The 19,081-nt window shown below is 66.1% G+C and carries 15 protein-coding genes, 1 tRNA gene and 1 pseudogene; 5 read left to right on the forward strand and 12 right to left on the reverse strand.

Going from position 1 to position 19,081, the window contains the following annotated elements; genetic code table 11:
* Nucleotides 1–40: 40 nt before the first annotated feature.
* The 8 genes from opcM to B7P44_RS11245 all read right to left on the reverse strand — a co-directional run bounded on the left by opcM (nucleotide 41) and on the right by B7P44_RS11245 (nucleotide 10,896).
* A complete protein-coding gene (gene opcM, locus B7P44_RS11215) occupies nucleotides 41–1,525 on the reverse strand; it encodes a multidrug efflux transporter outer membrane subunit OpcM (protein ID WP_084903954.1) in 1,485 nt (494 codons plus the stop codon).
* Between the two features lie 10 nt (nucleotides 1,526–1,535).
* Nucleotides 1,536–4,721: an efflux RND transporter permease subunit gene (locus tag B7P44_RS11220; protein WP_084906596.1), complete on the reverse strand. Its 3,186-nt coding sequence runs from the start codon at nucleotides 4,719–4,721 to the stop codon at nucleotides 1,536–1,538.
* Nucleotides 4,722–4,851: 130 nt separating this feature from the next.
* Nucleotides 4,852–6,012, reverse strand: a complete 1,161-nt coding sequence (locus B7P44_RS11225) for an acyltransferase family protein (protein WP_167389802.1) — start codon at nucleotides 6,010–6,012, stop codon at nucleotides 4,852–4,854.
* A gap of 229 nt (nucleotides 6,013–6,241) precedes the next feature.
* Entirely contained in the window at nucleotides 6,242–7,405 is a 1,164-nt protein-coding gene (locus B7P44_RS11230; protein ID WP_084903956.1) for an efflux RND transporter periplasmic adaptor subunit, read from the reverse strand.
* A gap of 190 nt (nucleotides 7,406–7,595) precedes the next feature.
* Nucleotides 7,596–8,798 carry a serine hydrolase domain-containing protein gene (locus B7P44_RS11235; RefSeq protein WP_084903958.1) on the reverse strand — a complete coding sequence of 401 codons (1,203 nt, stop codon included), beginning with the start codon at nucleotides 8,796–8,798 and terminating at the stop codon, nucleotides 7,596–7,598.
* Nucleotides 8,799–8,961: 163 nt separating this feature from the next.
* The gene (locus B7P44_RS36295) at nucleotides 8,962–9,435 is read right to left on the reverse strand and encodes a hypothetical protein (RefSeq protein ID WP_133118137.1); all 474 of its coding nucleotides are present in this window, start codon (nucleotides 9,433–9,435) and stop codon (nucleotides 8,962–8,964) included.
* 3 nt (nucleotides 9,436–9,438) lie between these two features.
* Nucleotides 9,439–9,532: transfer RNA gene (locus tag B7P44_RS11240), tRNA-Ser, on the reverse strand.
* Nucleotides 9,533–9,645: 113 nt separating this feature from the next.
* A complete protein-coding gene (locus B7P44_RS11245) occupies nucleotides 9,646–10,896 on the reverse strand; it encodes an aspartate kinase (protein ID WP_084903961.1) in 1,251 nt (416 codons plus the stop codon).
* Between B7P44_RS11245 and B7P44_RS37915 the strand changes: the two are divergent.
* Nucleotides 10,879–11,116: pseudogene (locus B7P44_RS37915) on the forward strand (hypothetical protein); the annotation flags it as partial. The gene B7P44_RS11245 and the pseudogene B7P44_RS37915 overlap by 18 nt on opposite strands.
* A gap of 127 nt (nucleotides 11,117–11,243) precedes the next feature.
* Here the strand turns inward: B7P44_RS37915 and tilS are convergent.
* The 4 genes from tilS to cysS form a co-directional block, all read right to left on the reverse strand.
* On the reverse strand, nucleotides 11,244–12,659 hold the full coding sequence (tilS, locus tag B7P44_RS11255) for a tRNA lysidine(34) synthetase TilS (RefSeq protein WP_084906600.1): 1,416 nt from the start codon (nucleotides 12,657–12,659) through the stop codon (nucleotides 11,244–11,246).
* A 49-nt stretch (nucleotides 12,660–12,708) separates the two neighbouring features.
* Entirely contained in the window at nucleotides 12,709–13,680 is a 972-nt protein-coding gene (locus B7P44_RS11260) for an acetyl-CoA carboxylase carboxyltransferase subunit alpha (protein WP_084903964.1), read from the reverse strand.
* A 102-nt stretch (nucleotides 13,681–13,782) separates the two neighbouring features.
* Entirely contained in the window at nucleotides 13,783–14,610 is an 828-nt protein-coding gene (locus B7P44_RS11265; protein ID WP_084903966.1) for a DNA-3-methyladenine glycosylase family protein, read from the reverse strand.
* Between the two features lie 43 nt (nucleotides 14,611–14,653).
* Complete coding sequence (gene cysS / locus B7P44_RS11270; protein ID WP_084903969.1) at nucleotides 14,654–16,051, reverse strand: cysteine--tRNA ligase; 1,398 nt, start codon at nucleotides 16,049–16,051, stop codon at nucleotides 14,654–14,656.
* A gap of 232 nt (nucleotides 16,052–16,283) precedes the next feature.
* Here cysS and B7P44_RS11280 point away from each other — a divergent pair, with 232 nt between their 5' ends.
* From B7P44_RS11280 to B7P44_RS11295, 4 genes are all read left to right on the forward strand, one after another.
* A complete protein-coding gene (locus B7P44_RS11280; RefSeq protein WP_084903972.1) occupies nucleotides 16,284–17,006 on the forward strand; it encodes a tetratricopeptide repeat protein in 723 nt (240 codons plus the stop codon).
* A gap of 39 nt (nucleotides 17,007–17,045) precedes the next feature.
* Entirely contained in the window at nucleotides 17,046–17,621 is a 576-nt protein-coding gene (locus B7P44_RS11285; RefSeq protein WP_084903975.1) for a peptidylprolyl isomerase, read from the forward strand.
* Nucleotides 17,622–17,711: 90 nt separating this feature from the next.
* Nucleotides 17,712–18,203, forward strand: coding sequence for a peptidylprolyl isomerase (locus B7P44_RS11290; RefSeq protein ID WP_084903977.1), 492 nt, complete (start codon nucleotides 17,712–17,714; stop codon nucleotides 18,201–18,203).
* Nucleotides 18,204–18,226: 23 nt separating this feature from the next.
* Nucleotides 18,227–19,027, forward strand: a complete 801-nt coding sequence (locus tag B7P44_RS11295) for a UDP-2,3-diacylglucosamine diphosphatase (protein WP_084903980.1) — start codon at nucleotides 18,227–18,229, stop codon at nucleotides 19,025–19,027.
* Nucleotides 19,028–19,081 lie beyond the last annotated feature (54 nt).

Raw genomic sequence — 19,081 nt, forward strand, 5'->3', positions numbered from 1 at the left:
CGGAATGCGTCGCGCGAATCCGGCCCCGATGCCTGCGACGCTACGCTTCCCCCCACCCGCCGCCCAGCGCACGAATCAGGTTCACGGTCGACACCGCCTGCGTGCCCGTCAGCGCATTCGCCTGTAACTGCGACACCAGCACCGAACGCTCGCTGTCGATCACGTCGAGATAGCTGACCGCGCCCTCCTGATACTGCGTGCGCGACAGCTTCGCCGCACGGCGCGACGCGTTGACCGCCGCGTCCTGCGCGCGAATCTGGTCGTCGAGCAGCCGCAGGTCCGCGAGATTGTCCTCGACCTCGCGGAACGCGACGAGCACCTGCTGCCGGTAGTTCGCGACCTGCTCGTCGTACTGCGCGCGCGCCTGCTGCACGCCCGCCGCACGCCGTCCGCCGTCGAACAGCGGCAGCGTCAGCGCGGTGCCCGCGAACGGCCCGAGCAGGAACGTGCGGCTCGACCACATGAACAGGCTGCCGAGCGTCGACGCTTCATAGCCGAACGCCCCGGTGATGTCGAGCTTCGGGAAGTACGCGGACTTCGCGAGGCCGATCCGCGCATTCGCCGCCGCCATCGCGCGCTCGGCCGCCGAGATGTCGGGTCGCCGTTCGAGCAGCGCCGACGGCAGACCCGCCGGCACCTTCACCGCGACCGGCACGAGCGGCGTTTCCTTGAACGCGAAATCCGCCGGCGCCTTGCCGAGCAGGATCGCAAGCGCATGCTCGGACGCCGCGCGACGACGCGCGACGCCGACCGCATCCGCCTGCGCGGTCGCCAGCTCGTTCTTCGCGCGCGACACGTCGAGCTCGCTGATGTCGCCTTCGTTGAAGCGCCGTTGCACGAGCTTCAGCGCCTGATCGCGCAGCTCGACCGTGCGGCGGTACAGGTCCTGGTCCGAATCGAGCTGGCGCAGCTCGAAGTAGTTCTGCGCGACGTCCGCCTGCAGCGCGAGCTGCACCGAGCGGAACAGCGCCTCGCTCTGCGCCTGGTCCGCACGCGACGCCTCGACGTTGCGGCCGACGCGGCCGAACAGGTCCGCTTCGTACGACACCGTGCCCTGCGCGCGCCACAGCGTCGAGGTAGTCGGGCCGCTGCCTTGCGGCAAGGACTGCGAAGCAGACGACAGCCCCTGGCGCGTCGGCCCGAAGCCGGCGCCGACCTGCGGGAACCACTGCGAACGCGCCGCGCGGGTCGACGCGCGCGCTTCCTCGACGCGCGCCGCCGCGGCCTTCAGGTTCTGGTTCGCGGCCAGCGCCTGCGCTTCGAGCGAATCGAGCACCGGATCGCCGAACGCCTTCCACCATTCGCCGCGATGCGCGGCGTCCGACGGCTCGGCGGTCTTCCACGTGCCTGCCTGCTCGCCCGGCGCGAGCGGCGGCGCTTCCTTGAACGCGGCGGGCGTCGCGACGTCCGGCCGCTTGTAGTCGGGCCCGACCGCGCATGCGGCCAGCAACGACACGAGCAGGCCGCTCGCCGCCGCCAGCTTCGCGATGCGCATCAAGCCAGATTGAGTCTTCGAGTTATCCATGTTGTTGTCCTCAAGCATCCGGAGCCGGTACGCCGTAGCCTGCCGAGTCCTTGCCGGCGACGTGGATCTTGCCGCCCGCGAGCGTGCGCAGCACGACGTAGAACACCGGCGTCAGCATCAGCCCGAACAGCGTCACGCCGAGCATCCCGAAGAACACCGCGACGCCCATCGCGTGGCGCATCTCCGCCCCCGCGCCGGTCGACGTGACGAGCGGCACGACGCCCATGATGAACGCGATCGACGTCATCAGGATCGGCCGCAGCCGCAGCCGGCTCGCCTCAATCGCCGCCTCGAGCGGCGTCCTGCCGTCGTGCTCCAGCTCGCGCGCGAACTCGACGATCAGGATCGCGTTCTTCGCCGACAGCCCGACCAGCACCATCAGGCCGATCTGCGTGAAGATGTTGTTGTCGCCCTGCGTGAGCCACACCCCCGTCAACGCCGACAGAATGCTCATCGGCACGATCAGGATCACCGCGAGCGGCAGCGTCAGGCTCTCGTACAGCGCGGCGAGCACGAGGAACACGAGCAGCACGCTGATCGGGAACACCCAGAACGCCGCGTTGCCCGCGAGGATCTGCTGGTACGTGAGATCGGTCCACTCGAAGCGCACGCCGCGCGGCAGCGTCTCGTGCGCGATCCGCTCGATCGCCGCCTGCGCCTGCCCCGACGAGAAGCCCGGCGCCGGCCCGCCATTGATGTCCGCCGCCGTATAGCCGTTGTAGCGCACCACCATCTCGGGGCCGAACGTCGGCGCGACGGAAACGAGCGACGACAGCGGCACCATCTCGCCCGCGGCGTTGCGCGTCTTCAGCTGCCCGATATCCTCGGCATACGCCCTGAACGGCGCGTCGGCTTGCACGCGCACCTGGTACACACGGCCGAAGCGGTTGAAATCGTTCACGTACAGCGAGCCGAGATAGATCTGCATCGTGTCGAACACGTCGGTGACCGACACGCCGAGCTGCTTCGCCTTCACACGGTCGAGATCGACGTTGAGCTGCGGCACGTTGATCTGGTAGCTCGTGAACAGCGGCCCCAGCTCCGGCGCCTGCTGCGCGCGCTTGATGAAGTCGTTGGTCGCGTCCGCGAGCCGCGCATAGCCGAGCGCGCCGCGATCCTCGATCTGTATCTTGAAGCCGCCGAGCGTGCCGAAACCGAGAATGGGCGGGGGCGGAAAGATGGCCACGAAGGACTCCTTGATGTCCGCGTACTTGCGATTCAATGCGTCGGCGATCGCCTGCGCGGACAGCGCCTTGTTACCGCGCTTGTCGTACGGCTTCAGCGTGATGAATACCGTGCCCGCGCTCGACGAGTTCATCAGGCCGTTCACCGACATGCCCGGGAACTCGAGGATGCTTTCCACGCCGGGCTGCTTCATCGCGATGTCGGCCATCGTGTCGACCACCTTTTCGGTGCGGTCGAGCGACGCGCCGTTCGGCAGCTGTGCGAACCCCACGAGATACTCCTTGTCCTGCGCGGGCACGAACCCGGTCGGAACCACTTTGCCCACCAGGATGGTGATGCCGATCAGCACGGCGTACAGGCCCATCACCAGCGCCTTGTGGCCGATCAGTCCGTCGAGCCCCGTTCCGTATGCCGTCGAGCCGCGCTTGAACAGCCGGTTGAACGCGTCGAAGAATCCGCCCAGGTAACGCCGGATGAAACGGGTCGCGCCGTCCTCCGGATCGCCGTGCCCCTTCAACAGCAGCGCGGACAGCGCGGGCGACAGCGTGAGGGAATTGAACGCGGAGATGATCGTCGAGATTGCAATGGTCAGCGCGAACTGCCGGTAGAACTCGCCGGACAGGCCCGGCATGAACGCCAGCGGAATGAACACGCTGGAAAGCGTCAGCGCGATGGCGATGATCGGCGTGCTCACCTCCTTCATCGCGAGATAGGTCGCATCCTTCGGAGACAGCCCCTTGGCGATGTTGCGCTCGACGTTTTCCACGACCACGATCGCGTCGTCGACGACGATCCCGATCGCCAGCACCATCCCGAACAACGACAGCGCGTTGATCGAGAATCCGAACATCAGCAGCAGCGTGAAGGTGCCGACAATCGAAACGGGGACCGCCAGCAACGGGATGATGGACGCGCGCCAGGTCTGCAAGAACAGGATGACGACGACCACGACCAGCGCAATGGCTTCAAGCAGCGTGGACACCACGGCGGAGATGCTCGCGCGCACGAACTTGGTCGGGTCGAAAACGATCCGGTAATCGACGCCGGCCGGCATCTCCGCCTTGATTTCCTCCATCGCCTCGCGCACCTTGTCCGAGATCGTCAGCGCGTTTCCGCCGGGCGCCTGAAAGATGCCGAACCCCACCGCGGGCTTGCCGTCGACCATCGATCTCAAGCCGTAATCCGATGCGCCGAGCTCGATGTGCGCGACGTCGCGCAGATAGGTCACGCCACCGGCTTGCGCCGTCCTGACCACGATGGCGCCGAATTCGTCTTCCGATTGCAAGCGTCCGCGCGTATTGACGGACAGCTGCAACGGCACGTTGCCGCGCATCGGTTGCGAGCCGATCACGCCGGCCGCGACCTGCACGTTCTGCTCGCGGATCGCGTTGACCACGTCGGTCGCGGTCAGCCCGCGTGCCGCGATCTTTTGCGGATCGAGCCAGATCCGCATCGAATAGTCTCCGCCGCCCCAGATTCTGACTTCGCCGACGCCGGCAATGCGCTCCAGCCGGCTCTTGATATTCAGTATCCCGTAGTTGCGCAGATAGTTGACATCGTAGCGATTGTTGGGCGACACCAGATGCACGGCGATGGTCTGGGTGGTGGACGATTTGACGGTCGTCACGCCGAGCCTCTGCACATCGGCGGGAAGCTTCGGGAACGCCTGCGAGACCCGGTTTTGAACCAGCTGCTGTGCCTTGTCCGGGTCGGTGCCGACCTTGAAGGTGACCGTGAGCGTCAAATTGCCGTCGCTGTTCGCCTGCGACTGCATGTAGAGCATGCCCTCGACGCCGTTGATCTGCTCCTCCAGCGGCGACGCGACCGTCTCCGCAATCACCCTCGGGTTCGCGCCCGGGTATTGGGCATTGACGGCGATCACGGGCGGCACCACCTCGGGGTACTCCGCGATCGGCAGGAAATACAGCGATATGACGCCTGCCAGCAAGACCAGCGTCGACAGGACGCCGGCGAAAATCGGCCGGTCGACGAAAAACCTCGAAACGTTCATGATCAAGTTTCCATCATTCTGGATTGGCTCCTGCGACGACGCACCGCCGAAGCCGAAGCACGCCGCCGGAACGCGCGGCTTTGGTCGCCGCTTCCCGGCCGGATGCAGTGCGCCGTCGTTCGAAGGCGGGCTAGACCTCGGCGCCCATCAGCGCGGGCTTGCGCGGCGCGGTCTTCCCCCACCGGCGCATGACCGGCCGCTCGATGCAGACAAAAAGCAGCCAGCCGCCGAGCACCGACGCGCCGAACACCGCCAGCACCAGCGCCGTCGCCGCAGGCGTGGCCAGCAAGCGGCCGTTCAGCCAGTTCGTCACCGCCGTCAGGATGACCAGATGGATCATGTACATCCCGAACGAGAGGTCGCCCAGCCAGTTCATCGTCTTTCCGGCGAATCCGGTTCTGCGTCCGGCCACGTCGGCCGCCGCCACCGACGTGATCAGGAAGGCGACCGGAATGACCGTTGCCACGTTGAAGCTGTATTGAAACGGCACGAACATCGCGAAGACGTATCCGGCAACCATCAGTCCGAACGCGGGCGCGAGTCCCAGGCCGATCCAGCGCCCCGTCATCAGGATGCGCGCCATCAGCATGCCGAGCACGAACTCGAACAATCGAAACGGCGGGAAGAAGTAGGACAGCCACCAGCGCTCCACCGAAATCGGCCAGGCCGTCACCCAGGGCGTGCCCGGCACGAGCAGATTGATGGCCAGCTGGCTTGCGAACAGCCCGACCACCATGGCCGCCGCCCAGATCCACAAGCTGTTTTCAGGAATCCTTTTTATATAGATCAAAAGAAATGGGAACATGACATAGAAGAACAGTTCGCAGCAGAGCGACCACGATGGGCCGTTGACGCCGAGATAGACTTCGTCTTTCGGAATCCATGCATGAACCAGCAGCAGGTTCGGCAGCCAGACGGAAGCCGACGTGACGGATGCGCCGAACAGAATCATCGTCAAGGCCCAGGTCGCGAAGTGATTCGGGTAGATTTTCAGAACGCGCCGGTAGATGAAGCTGCCGACCGTGTCGTCCGGCCTGGCCGACCACGTGATCACGAAGCCGCTGAGCACGAAGAAAAACGAGACGCCGATCCACCCGCCTTCTCCGAACAGCACCTTGAATATATGCGAGGCCTGGTGGTCGGCATACGGGTTGAAGCCGATGATCTTGGTCAACGATGCATGAAAGCCGAAGACGAGCGCGGCCGCGACGAAACGCAACCCGGTCAGCGACGGCAACTTCCTCGCAGGGTAATGCGGCAACGCGGACGAAGTCCTGATCACGTCACTCATGAAGCACTCCTTATAAATATGGCTTAACCACGACAGATCGATGCAATTATTCGGTGGCGCATGTTTTCAGTGAACGGACGACCTCGGCCGCGGCATTCGCTGCCGCGATCCGGGACGGCATGGCGCCGCCCTCTTTCCTGAAGTGCCGAGGACAATCTCGTCGCGCGGCGATTGCCGCGATGTTGCGATCCGCGCGCCGGATCCTGCAGTGGTTGCGATTGGTGCTTCGCTAGCCGCTGACGCTGTCGGCGGCCATGGAAACCAGGTTCGGTTTCACGCTGCTGCCGGGACGAATGCGCTGCAGGCCGTTGACGACGATGCGTTCGCCCGGCTGCAAGCCGCGGGAGACAATGCGCAGCCCATCCTGCAGATGCCCCGGCAGGATCTCGCGATACTGCACGCGATTCTGCGCATCGACCACCATCACGAATTTCTTTTCCTGGTCGGTGCCGATCGCGCCATCGCTGATCAGCACCGCGGGATGCAGCGTGCTGCCGCTGATTTTCACGCGGGCGAACAATCCGGGCAGCAGCGTGCCGTCGGGGTTGTCGAAGATCGCCCGCACACGAACGGTGCCCGACCCGCTGTCGATGCGATTGTCGATGGATGAGACCGAACCCGGATGGGAATAGCCGCCCTCGTCGGCCAGCCCCAGCATGACCGGCATGGCGCCTTTGCCGTTTCGGCTCAGGTAGGCCAGATAGGTCTGCTCGTCGACATCGAACGACGCGTAGATCGGCGAAAGCGACACCAGCGTCGTCAACGGCTGCGACGAGGCGCCGGGAAAGACGATATTGCCTACGGTCATTTCGGCGCGGGATACCCGTCCCGCGACGGGGGCAACGATCCGGGTATAGCCGAGATTGAGCCTGGCCGCCTCCAGCGCGGCCTGCGCGGCCTTCAGGTCCGCATCCGCCTCGCGCGACGCATTCTGTTTTTCATCGAAATCCCGCTTGGCGATCGCGTTGTCGACGATCAGGCGTCGCGCGCGCGCCAGGTCCGCGTCCGTGAAGCTGCGCCGCGCCTGGGCCGACGCCAGTCGCGCTTCGGCGCGATCGACCTCGACGACATACGGACGCGGGTCGATGGTAAACAGCGGATCGCCTTTCTTGACCAGCGCGCCGTCCTTGAAATGGACCGCGACGATCGTCCCTGATACCAGCGGCCGCACCTCGACCTTGTCGATGGCCTCCAGCCGGCCGGAGTAGCTTTGCCAGTCCACGATGCGCTTTTCCACGGCAGCGGCGACATCGACTTCCGCTGCGGGGGGCTGCGCCTCGGCGTAGACCGGTTTGATCGCGCCGCCGCGACCGAGCACGGCGGTCACCGCGCCGGCAGCCGCGACGATCAGCAAGACGGCAATCGCAATCGGGTACTTTCGTTTGGGCGGCATGTCCGTCCCTTCTTTGAGTACTGCAAATCATGTCGGACCGCTCGGCGCCGGTGCGCGATCGCGCGCCCACCCGGGCCGTTGCAGCGCTGGACGCAACGCACGCCCGCTCCCCGTCACGAGCGAACGGCACCCCGGCCCCCGAGGTGCCTGCCCACCCGGCGAAGCGATCGATGTCGTCGCGCGAACCGCTTTATTCGGCCGTGCTGAACTCCGGCACGTAGACGGCTTCGCACAATTCGCCGACGAACGCGCCGGACATCCCTTCCAGCGCGGTATTCGTGAACGCGACCACGCTCAGTTCCCGTACCGGGTCAACGAACCATGAATGGCCGTAAGTGCCGCCCATGCGCCAGGTTCCGGCCGATTCCGGCGTCTGCGCCGCGACGGGATCCTTCAGCACCGTGATGCCGAGGCCGAACCCCCGGCCGGGCCAGAACGCCATCGGCAAGTCGCCGATCTGGTTGGTGGTGAACTGCCGGACAAGGGACTCGGGCAGCAGCGGCGCCCCGCCCGTGCGCAACGTTTCCAGCAGACGCAGGAAGTCCCCTGCGGAGCCGATCATGCCTGCGCCGCCGGACGGATACGCGCGCGCATTCAACGCGCGATTCGGCGACAAGTCGAAACCGGCCGTCCCTTCGATGAACGGCACGAAATCGGGTTCGCCCAGGCGCCGGGGCGCTGACGGATCGTCCGCGTAGGCGACGGCGAGCCGGCTTTCGTCCACCGCCGCGAAGGCCGTGTCGCGCAGCCCCAGCGGCCCGGTCACCAGTTCGCCGACCGCCTTGTCGAGCGGCAATTGCGTGACCTGCTCGATGACGGCGCCCAGGACGTCGGTCGCGATCGAGTACTTCCACTCGCTTCCCGGCCGATACAGCAGCGGCGCCGACGCGATGCGGCGCACGTTCTCCTGCAGGCTCACGTCGCTGTCGTCCATCCCGTCGGACACGCCGGCACGCGCATACGAACCGTTCTCCTCCTGGAAGAACTTGTAGGACAGGCCGGCGGTGTGCGTCATGAGGTGACGAATCGTGATCTGGGGCTGCGTGCCGTCGGGCAGCCGCGGCGTGAATGCCGGCAGCCACCGGGTCACGTCGTCGTCGAGCTGCAGCCGCCCCTGGGCGATCAATGCCAACGCCGCAACCGACACGATCGGCTTCGACACGGAAGCCAGCCTGAAGAGCGCGTCCTCCTGCATCGGCTTGCCGGCCTCGCGATCCGCCATGCCGGCGGCCCGCCGGTAAATCAGTTGCCCGGCCTGCGAAATCAAAATGACCGCGCCGACGAGGCGCTGCTCCGACAACGTGCGTTCGAGCACGCTGTCGACGCGCTGCGTTAATGCCGATGCAAACGAATAACCAGCCGACTGATTCGGCGAAACATTTTGAAAGGCCATAGCAGTTACCTTTAAGTGAAAATTATTTTTCGCATCCATGGTAAGTCAATGGCCAAACAAATTAAAAGCAGTTCGACCGTATTTTCATAGCGGACGAAAATGTCTCGAATCGGTCTGCAGACGCCGGGCGGCGCCGCTGCGGCGGCGTGGCGCGCCTGCGCCTTCAGTGGTGCATTTGATTGAAGTAGGCCGCGTGCAAAAAGGCAAATGTTTCAACATCGCGCAGACCGGAGTCGAGCCGAAGCGCGCCGAAACGGATATGCCGATTACTCAGCGGATTTTCCGATTTGGATATCGAAAAAACTGCTTTCTCCGAAAGATGGCGTATGCGGGATTGGAAATTGACCCGGCCCGACGGACCCGGCAGCGCCAGGACGTCAATCCGCGATTGATCGAGGCGGTCGCAGAACCGATGCCGACCGATGGCTTGAGGCCAGCTCGGAAACGGTAGCGCGGATGAGCCGATGCAGATCGGGGAGACGAATGCCGGCGTGCGCCAGGAACAAGGGGGACTGAAACCCCGTCCAGCGCGATCGCGCCGGAGGCGCGCCGACTCCGCCTCATCGGTTCGCCGATGCGGGAGCTGGAAAAAGAAAAGCCCCGCAAGTCCGAGAACTTGCGGGGCTTGTTCCGCCATTTCTGGCGGAGACGGAGGGATTCGAACCCTCGATCCAGGTTTTGGCCCAGATGCTCCCTTAGCAGGGGAGTGCCTTCGACCTCTCGGCCACGTCTCCCAAACTTTCGCTCGCACCAGGGAGGCAGTGCGACGAGAAAAAGATAATATAGGGTTTCGAGCCGCAGGTCAATTTTTTTGATGCATTTTCTTCAACGCATCACGAAAATTTCGTCACGCCTGCTCGAGTTCGAATGCCTTGTGCAGCGCGCGGACGGCCAGCTCCATGTACTTCTCGTCGATCAGCACCGAAATCTTGATTTCGGACGTCGAGATCATCTGGATGTTGATGCCCTCTTCCGACAGCGTGCGGAACATCTTGCTCGCGACGCCCACGTGCGAACGCATGCCGACGCCGACGACCGACACCTTCGACACCTTCGGGTCGCCCTGCACCTGCTCCGCGCTCACGTGGCCCTTCACCTGGTTGGTGAGGATGTCCATCGCCTTCTGGTAGTCGCCGCGGCCGACCGTGAACGTGAAGTCGGTCTTGCCCTCGACGCTCTGGTTCTGGATGATCATGTCGACGTCGATGTTCGCGTCCGCGACCGGGCCGAGGATCTGATACGCGATGCCCGGCTTGTCGGGCACGCCCATCACCGCAATGCGTGCTTCGTCGCGCTGGAACGCGATGCCGGAAATGACTGCCTTTTCCATGGTCTCGTCTTCTTCAAAAGTAATCAGGGTGCCCGAGCGCATTTCCACGTCGAGCGCAATCAGCGGATCGGTCAGGCTCGACAGCACACGCGTCTTCACCTGGTATTTGCCGGCGAATTCGACCGAGCGGATCTGCAGGACCTTCGAGCCGAGGCTCGCCATTTCCAGCATTTCCTCGAACGTCACGCGATCGAGGCGGCGCGCCTCCTCGACGACGCGCGGATCGGTCGTGTAGACGCCGTCGACGTCCGTGTAGATCAGGCACTCTTCCGCGTCGAGCGCGGCCGCGACCGCCACCGCCGACGTGTCCGAGCCGCCGCGGCCGAGCGTCGTGATGTGACCGTCCGGATCGACGCCCTGGAAGCCCGTGATGATCACGACCTTGCCTGCGTTCAGGTCGGCCTTCACGCGTTCGTCGTCGATCGAGTGGATGCGCGCCTTCGTGAAGGCGCTGTCGGTCTTGATCGGCACCTGCCAGCCGGCATAGCTCACGGCCTCGACGCCGATCTCCTGCAGCGCGATCGACAGCAGGCCGACGCTGACCTGCTCGCCGGTCGACGCGATCATGTCGAGCTCGCGCGGGCTCGGCTGGCTCGAAATCTCTTTCGCGAGACCGAGCAGACGGTTGGTTTCGCCGGACATCGCCGACGGCACGACCACCATCTGGTGCCCGGCCTGATGCCATTTTGCGACGCGTTTCGCGACGTTCTTGATGCGCTCGACCGAGCCCATCGAAGTGCCGCCGTATTTATGTACGATGAGTGCCATTGTCGTTCTGAACTGGAAGAGAAACCGCACGGGCGCGCTGGACAGGCCGCGTTGCCGTTCGGTCACGCGGCTTTTGGCTGTGGACGGACGACGAGGGGGACGGCTGGGACGCAACACGCAAGCGTGACGGATTTTGCCCGGAAGGCCGATCAGGCCGCGCAAACCGGGTACGTCACGCGGAAAACCTGCACAAAACGCTCAAAAATCGAGCCGAGCAAACAACCGAGCGTACCCGATCGATGTCCGCTTGACAAGCCGGACGCCGTACCGGCGGGCGCTCGGGCGCTCGGGCGCTGTTTACCAAATGGTGAAAATCGGCGCGCCATCGCAAGGTGCGCCGAAGGCCGTCACGCGATCAGCAAGTCCGGCCGCCACTCGATCCGGCGCCAGGCGCCGTCGCCAGGCGCGGCGCCGTCCCCGCCGTCGCGGTTCACGCCGAGCCGCGGCACGAAGATCAGCCGGTCGCCCGCGAACAGTAGCGGCACGTCACGCTGCCACGAAGGCACGCCGCGCTCCTGGAACAGGTTCTTCAGCGTGCGGCCCGGCCCGCCGGGCGCCGTGCGCATCCGCTCGCCGCCCGCGCGGGCGCGCGCGGCGAGCGGCGCGGCGCGCAGCAGCGCGTCGGGCACCGCGTCCGCGTCGCCGGGCGCGGCCGGCGCGAACACGAACGTGCCGCGCCATGCCGGCAGATGCCAGACCTCCTGCCCGCTCCACGCGCATGTGCATTCGGGGCGCGGCGCCCCGCTGCCGTCGTCGGCCGGGTCGCTGCTGTCGCCCGCCTCCCAGGAGACGGCGTCGCGATACAGCCGCAGGCACTGCCCCGCGTGATCGACGCGCAGCGCGTGCGCGTCGTGCGCGTCGCGCAACTGCCGCATCATGTCGGCAAGCCGCGCGGCCGACGCGCCCGGCAGGCCGAGCCTGCGCATCCAGAAACGCAGCAGGTTCGCGCCGCGCGCATCGTCGAGCGCGACCAGCGCGCTACGCGACAGCGCGCGCCCGTCATCGCGCGCGGCGCCGGCGAAATCCAGTTCGGCCAGGTCGTCGAGCAGGCGCTGCGCCGACGCCGCATGTTGCGCGGCACGGCCGAGCGCATCGCGAAAGCCCGGAAAGTGCACCGCGAGCGCCGGCAGCACGTCGGCCCGCAGCGCATTGCGCGCAAAGCGTGTGTCCTGGTTCGATTCGTCGTCGATCCACGCGAGCCCGCGCTGCGCCGCATAGCGCTCGAGCTGCGCGCGCAGCAGCCGCAGCAGCGGGCGCACGCGCTCGACGCGCGCCGCCGCGGGACGGTAGCGCGGCGCCATCGCGGCGATCCCGGCGATGCCCGCGCCGCGCAGCAGTTGCAGCAGCACCGTTTCGGCCTGATCGTCGGCGTGCTGCGCCAGCCACAGCACCGCGGCGCCGTGCCGCTCGCACATCGCGTCGAGCGCCGCGTAGCGGCTCTCCCGCGCACTCGCCTCGATCCCGGCGCCGCTGTTGCGCGGCACGTCGACGCGCATCGCATCGAACGCGACGCCGAGCTGCGCGGCGGTCGCCTCCGCGTGCGCGGCCCACGCGTCCGCGTTCGCGCTCAGCCCGTGGTGCACGTGCAGCGCGATGCAGCGCGACGCGGCCGCGACGCGCGCGGCCGCGTCGAGCAGCACCGACGAGTCGAGCCCGCCGCTGTACGCGATCGCGATGCGCGCGCCGGACGGCACGTCGGCAAGCGCAACGCCGACCGCATCGAGGACGACGCGGTCGGCGGAGAATTCGCTCGGAGGAATCACGATGGACAAGCGCGCACACAGGCGCGCTGTGATGGACGCACGCGGCGGGTCATGCGCCCGGCGTGGTTTCCTTGAACTTGCCGTAGGCCATCAGGCGTTCGAAGCGACGCTCGCGCAGCGCATCGATGCTCATGCCCTGGAACTGGCGCAGCGAATCCGCGAGCGCACGGCGCAGCAGTGCGGCCATGCCCTTCGGATCGCGATGCGCGCCGCCGAGCGGCTCGTTGATGATCTTGTCGATCAGGCCGAGTGCCTTCAGGCGGTGCGCGGTCAGGCCAAGCGCCTCGGCCGCCTCGGGCGCCTTCGCGGCGCTCTTCCACAGGATCGACGCGCAGCCTTCCGGCGAGATCACCGAATAGGTCGAGAACTGCAGCATCATCACGGTGTCGGCCACGGCGATCGCGAGCGCGCCGCCCGAACCGCCCTCGCCGATCACGGTCGTGATGACCGGCGTCTTAAGTTCGGCCATCACGTACAGGTTGCGGCCGATCGCTTCCGACTGGCCGCGCTCTTCCGCGCCGATGCCCGGATACGCGCCCGGCGTATCGACGAACGTGAAGATCGGCAGGCCGAATTTCTCGGCGAGCCGCATCAGGCGCTCGGCCTTGCGATAGCCTTCCGGACGCGGCATCCCGAAGTTGCGCGCCGCGCGCTCCTTCGTGTCGCGCCCCTTCTGGTGGCCGATCACCATGCACGGATGGCCGCCGAAACGCGCGAGGCCGCCGACGATCGACAAGTCGTCCGCGAATGCGCGGTCGCCGTGCAGCTCGTGGAAATCGGTAAACAGCTCCGCGACGTAGTCGAGCGTGTACGGACGCTGCGGATGCCGCGCGATCTGCGACACCTGCCACGGCGACAGGTTCGCGTACAGGTCCTTGGTCAGTTGCTGGCTCTTCTTCGACAGCCGCTCGATTTCTTCCGAAATATCGACAGCCGAATCGTCCTGCACGAAGCGCAGCTCTTCGATCTTGGCCTCGAGTTCGGCGATCGGCTGTTCGAAATCCAGAAACGTGGTTTTCATGTGTTCGAATCCTTGGGTCTTGCGGCAGCGCGTATTCTACCCGCGCGCGCGACGCTCAAAACCGGTTCTCAACTATTGATGTTTAAAACCCGATAGCCCTGTTCAGGCCCCGGTGTCCAGCGAGTCCAGGCTGCGCCACATGTACCAGGTCGCGACGGTGCGCCACGGTTCCCAGTTGGCCGCCACTTCCCGCGCCTCGCTGCGCGTGACCGGCTCCCCGCTGAAATAATTGACGCTGATCGCGCGGATCAGGCCGGGATCGTCGAGCGGCAGCACGTCCGGACGCGACAGGTTGAAGATCAGGAACATCTCCGCCGTCCAGCGGCTGATGCCGCGAATCTGCGTGAGTTCCGCGATCACGTCCTCGTCGTCCATCGACGTCCACTTGTCGACGTGCAGCGCGCCCGACACGAAGTGCTGCGCGACGTCGAGAATGTACTCCGTCTTGCGCTTCGACAACCCGCACGCGATCAACTTGTCCGGACCGAGCTTGATCACCTGCTGCGGCGCGAGCTTCGGACTGGCCGCCTCGATGCGCGCCCACACCGACTGCGCGGACGCCACCGAGATCTGCTGGCCGACCACCGAGCGCGCGAGCGTGACGAACGGGTCGCCGCGCTTGACGAGATGCGCGGGGCCGAACTTCGGGATCAGCTTCTTCATGATGCGGTCGCGCTTGACGAGATCCGCGCATGCCTTGTCCCAGTATGCGGGACGCACGACGACGTCGACGCCGTCGATCTCCGCCGGCGCGACAGCGTCGGACGCGCGCGCCGGCTTCGCCGCCGCCGGCTGCGCGTGACCGTTGAGCGCGGCGCCGTTCGGCGCGACGCGTTTCGCGTCCGCCTTCGCCGCCGGCGCACGCTTGGCTGCCGGACGCGCAGCGACAATCGTCGCGCGCTTGACCGGCGCTTTTCTGGCCGTTGCCATCTTGCCTCCTACCTGACGAATCGGTCAGTGGAACGCTGCGCGCTCATACGCGACGCCATTCGGTCGATCCGCCCGGTTTGTCTTCAAGCGCGACGCCGGCTTCGAGCAGTTCCGCCCGGATCCGGTCCGCTTCGGCATAGTCCTTCGCACGTTTCGCCGCGCCGCGCGCGGCGATCCTCGCTTCGATCTCGTCGACCGCCAGCGCGCCTTCCTGCGCGGCGCCCGCCGCCTGCTGCAGGAACGCGCGCGGCTCGCGGCCGAGCAATCCCATCAGTGCCGCCAGCTGCTTCAGCTGACGCGCCAGCGCCGCGTCGCGCGTGCGGTTCACTTCGCCCGCCAGCTCGAACAGCACGGACACCGCGAGCGCCGTGTTGAAATCGTCGTTCATCGCGGCCGCGAAGCGCTGCGCGTGCGGCTCGTTCCAGTCGAGCGCGGCCGCATCCGGCGCGACGTCCTTCAACGCGGTGTAGAGCCGCGTCAGCGCCGCGCGCGCATCGTCGAGATGCACGTCGCTGTAGTTGAGCGGCGAACGGTAATGCGTGCGCACGATGAAGAAGCGCACGACTTCGGCATCGTACTGCTCGAGCACGTCGCGGATCGTGAAGAAGTTGCCGAGCGACTTCGACATCTTCTCGTTGTCGACCTGCACGAAACCGTTGTGAATCCAGTAGTTGACGAACGTCTGGCCGGTCGCGCCCTCGCTCTGCGCGATCTCGTTCTCGTGGTGCGGGAACTGCAGGTCCTGCCCGCCGCCGTGGATGTCGAAATGCTCGCCGAGCAGCGTGCAGCCCATCGCTGAGCACTCGATGTGCCAGCCGGGCCGGCCCGCGCCGTACTTCGAATCCCACGACGCGCCTTCCGGATCCTCCGGCTTCGCGCGCTTCCACAGCACGAAATCGAGCGGGTCTTCCTTCGCGTCGTTCGCGGCGACGCGCTCGCCCGCGCGCAGGTCGTCGAGCGACTTGCCCGACAGCTTCCCGTAGTTCGCGAACTTGCGCACCGAATAGTTGACGTCGCCGTCATTCGCCTGATACGCGTAGCCGTTCGACTCGAGCGTCTCGATCATCCCGAGCATCTGCGGAATGAAGTGCGTCGCGCGCGGCTCGATGTCCGGGCGCTGGATGCCGAGCGCATCCTCGTCCTCGTGCATCGCGGCGATGAAGCGGTCGGTCAGCGACCTGATCGTCTCGCCGTTCTCGACCGCGCGGCGGATGATCTTGTCGTCGATGTCGGTGATGTTGCGCACGTACGTGACCCGGTAGCCGATCGCACGCAGCCAGCGCTGCACGAGGTCGAACACGACCAGCATGCGCGCATGGCCCACGTGACAATAGTCGTAGACGGTGATCCCGCATACGTACATCCGCACCTCGCCGGGCTGGCGCGGCACGAAGACTTGCTTGTCACGCGCGAGCGTGTTGTAGATGCGCAGTGATTCCATAGAGATGAACCGTGAGCCGAAGGAACGCCATGGCGATACTCGCCCAGCATGCGAAACGATCGAGCAGCCGCCGCGGCATCGTGCCGCGCGTCCCCGATATCACATGGAGCGGTCAGGCTGCAAGCACAGCGGTGACGGCCACGAGAGGCAAAAGAAAGACTGTCTGCGGCTCGCCGGAACGCGCAGACGTTTTGTTAGAATGGCTCGGAGTATAACATTCCGATTTACGCCTATGAAATCTCCCCGCGGCCGCGCGCAGAGCGCTGCGACCCTCGTTGCGACCGCCGTCATGGGCGTCGCGCTGACGTTTCTGCCTGCCGCCGCGGCCCACGCGCAGAAGGGCCCGCCCACCGCCGACGGCACCCCCGAGATCGACTCGTCGATCGCCGGCAAGCAATGGAAACAGGCGCTCGCGCAGCTCGACGCGCGCATCGCCGCGAACCCGCACGACGTGCAGGCCCAGTTCAAGCGCGGCACCGTGCTCGCGCGCCTGAACCGCGACGACGACGCGATCCAGCAGTTCGTCGCGATCACCCAGGCCTACCCCGAACTGCCCGAGCCGTACAACAACCTCGCGGCGCTCTATGCGAAGCACGGCCGCTACGACGAAGCGCGCTCGGCGCTCGTCACTGCGACCCAGACCAACCCGAGCTACACGCTCGCGTACGAGAATCTCGGCGACCTGTACCTGCGTCTTGCGGCCGAATCGTACAAGCGCGCGCAAGCGCTCGGCCGCACGAGCGGCCCGACCGCGCAGCGCCTCGCCGACCTGCAGAAGATCATCACGCCGCCTAAAGCCGCCCCGGGCGCCCGCGCCGCCGCACCGTCGACGCGCGCGTACTCGGACCGCGCGGCCGCGAACGTGACCACCACCACGCTGCCGCTGTCGCCGACGTTCCAGTTCGGCGGCCCGTCCGGCGCCCTGGCGGCACCCTACATCGCGCCGGCTCAGTAAGCGGCGCACGGCACTCCACCCACCAACCAGAGGATCGCAATGAAACGTCTGTTGCTGGCGCTTGGCGGCGCCGCCCTCCTCGCGACCGCACCCGCGTTCGCGCAAACGGCCACGGCGCACCCCGTCGTGCAGTTGAAGACCTCGCAGGGCGACATTCGCGTCGAGCTGTATCCGGAGAAGGCGCCGAAGACGGTCGCCAACTTCCTCGATTACGTGAAGGCCGGCCAGTACAACGGCACGATCTTCCATCGCGTGATCAAGGGCTTCATGATCCAGGGCGGCGGCTACAAGGCCAACTTCGACGAGAAGCCGACGCGCGCGCCGATCCCGCTCGAGAGCCGCAATGGTCTGAAGAACTCGCTGGGCACGATCGCGATGGCGCGCACGAGCGACCCGAATTCGGCGACCGCCCAGTTCTTCATCAATACGGTGGACAACTCGGGCCTCGACTACCCGAACCCGGACGGCAACGGCTATGCGGTGTTCGGCAAGGTCGTGTCGGGCCTCGACGTCGTGAAGAAGATCGAAGGCGTGCCGACGACGGTGCGCGGCCCGATGCGTGACGTGCCGGAGCAGGCCGTCGTGATCGAATCGGCGAGCGTCGTCTCGAAGTAAATCCGGCCGGACCCCGTTCCGGCGCCTCACGCGGCCGCGTCGCACGACCGGCCGCGTGCCATTTAAACCGCCCTATCGAAGGAATTCATCATGGTTGAACTGCACACGAACCACGGCGTGATCAAGCTCGAACTCGACGCCGCAAAAGCACCGAAGACGGTCGAGAACTTCCTGAACTACGTGAAGAAGGGCCACTACGACGGCACGGTGTTCCACCGCGTGATCAACGGCTTCATGATCCAGGGCGGCGGCTTCGAGCCGGGCCTGAAGCAGAAGCCGACGGACGCGCCGATCGACAACGAGGCGAACAACGGCCTGAAGAACGACACGTACACGATCGCGATGGCGCGCACCAACGATCCGCACTCGGCGACCGCCCAGTTCTTCATCAACGTCAACGACAACGATTTCCTGAACCACTCGTCGCCGACGCCGCAAGGCTGGGGCTACACGGTGTTCGGCAAGGTCGTCGAAGGCCAGGACGTGGTCGACAAGATCAAGGCCGTCAAGACGGGCAACGCAGGCTTCCATCAGGACGTCCCGACCGACGACGTCGTGATCGAGAAGGCCGTCGTCGTCTGACGCGCGAATACGGAGGCACTTCGATGTTGCAGGAGACTCCGCCGCGAAGCGTCTCCGCGGGCGTGCCGGGCGAGCGCGAATATGCGCAGGCCGCACGCCCGTTCCTGTTCCTGTCCGATCTGCATCTGAGCGACGCGATCCCGAAGACGGTCGCCGCGTTCGAGCATTTCGTGAGATACACCGCGGACAGCGCCGATTCGGTCTTCATCCTCGGCGACCTGTTCGAATACTGGATCGGCGACGACATGCTCGACGACGATCCGTTCGTCAAGCGCATGGCCGCGCTGCTGCATACGTTCTCCGAGCGCGGCATCGCGCTCTACGTGATGCACGGCAACCGCGACTTCCTGCTCGGCAAGCGCTTCATGAAGGCGGCCGGCGCGATGCTGCTGCCCGATCCGGCGCTGGTCATGGCGTTCGGCCAGCGCATCGTGCTCGCGCACGGCGACGCGCAGTGCACGGCCGACGTCGGCTACCAGGTGTTCCGGCGCTTCGCGCGCAACCGCCTCGCACAGTGGCTGTTTCTCGTGTGGCCGTTTCGCTGGCGCCGCGCGCTCGCGGAACGCATGCGCGCGAAGAGCGAAGCCGGCCGGATGCGCCCCGCGTCGCCGATCTACGACGTCACGCGCGAAGGCGTCGCCGCACTGTTCAGGAAGAGCCGCGCGAGCGTGATGATCCACGGCCATACGCATCGCCCCGCGCGCCATCTCGAACCCAACGGCGTGCGCTGGGTGCTGCCGGACTGGGATCTCGATCACGGGATGCCGCGCGGCGGCTATCTGCGCGCCGACGCCGAAGGCATCCACGCGGTGCCGCTCGACTGACTACCGCAGCCCGGCAGGCCGCCGCACGACAGCGGCCGCGCCGCGCCACCCCCA

The organism is Burkholderia ubonensis subsp. mesacidophila, from assembly GCF_002097715.1.
Taxonomy (GTDB): Bacteria; Pseudomonadota; Gammaproteobacteria; order Burkholderiales; family Burkholderiaceae; genus Burkholderia; species Burkholderia mesacidophila.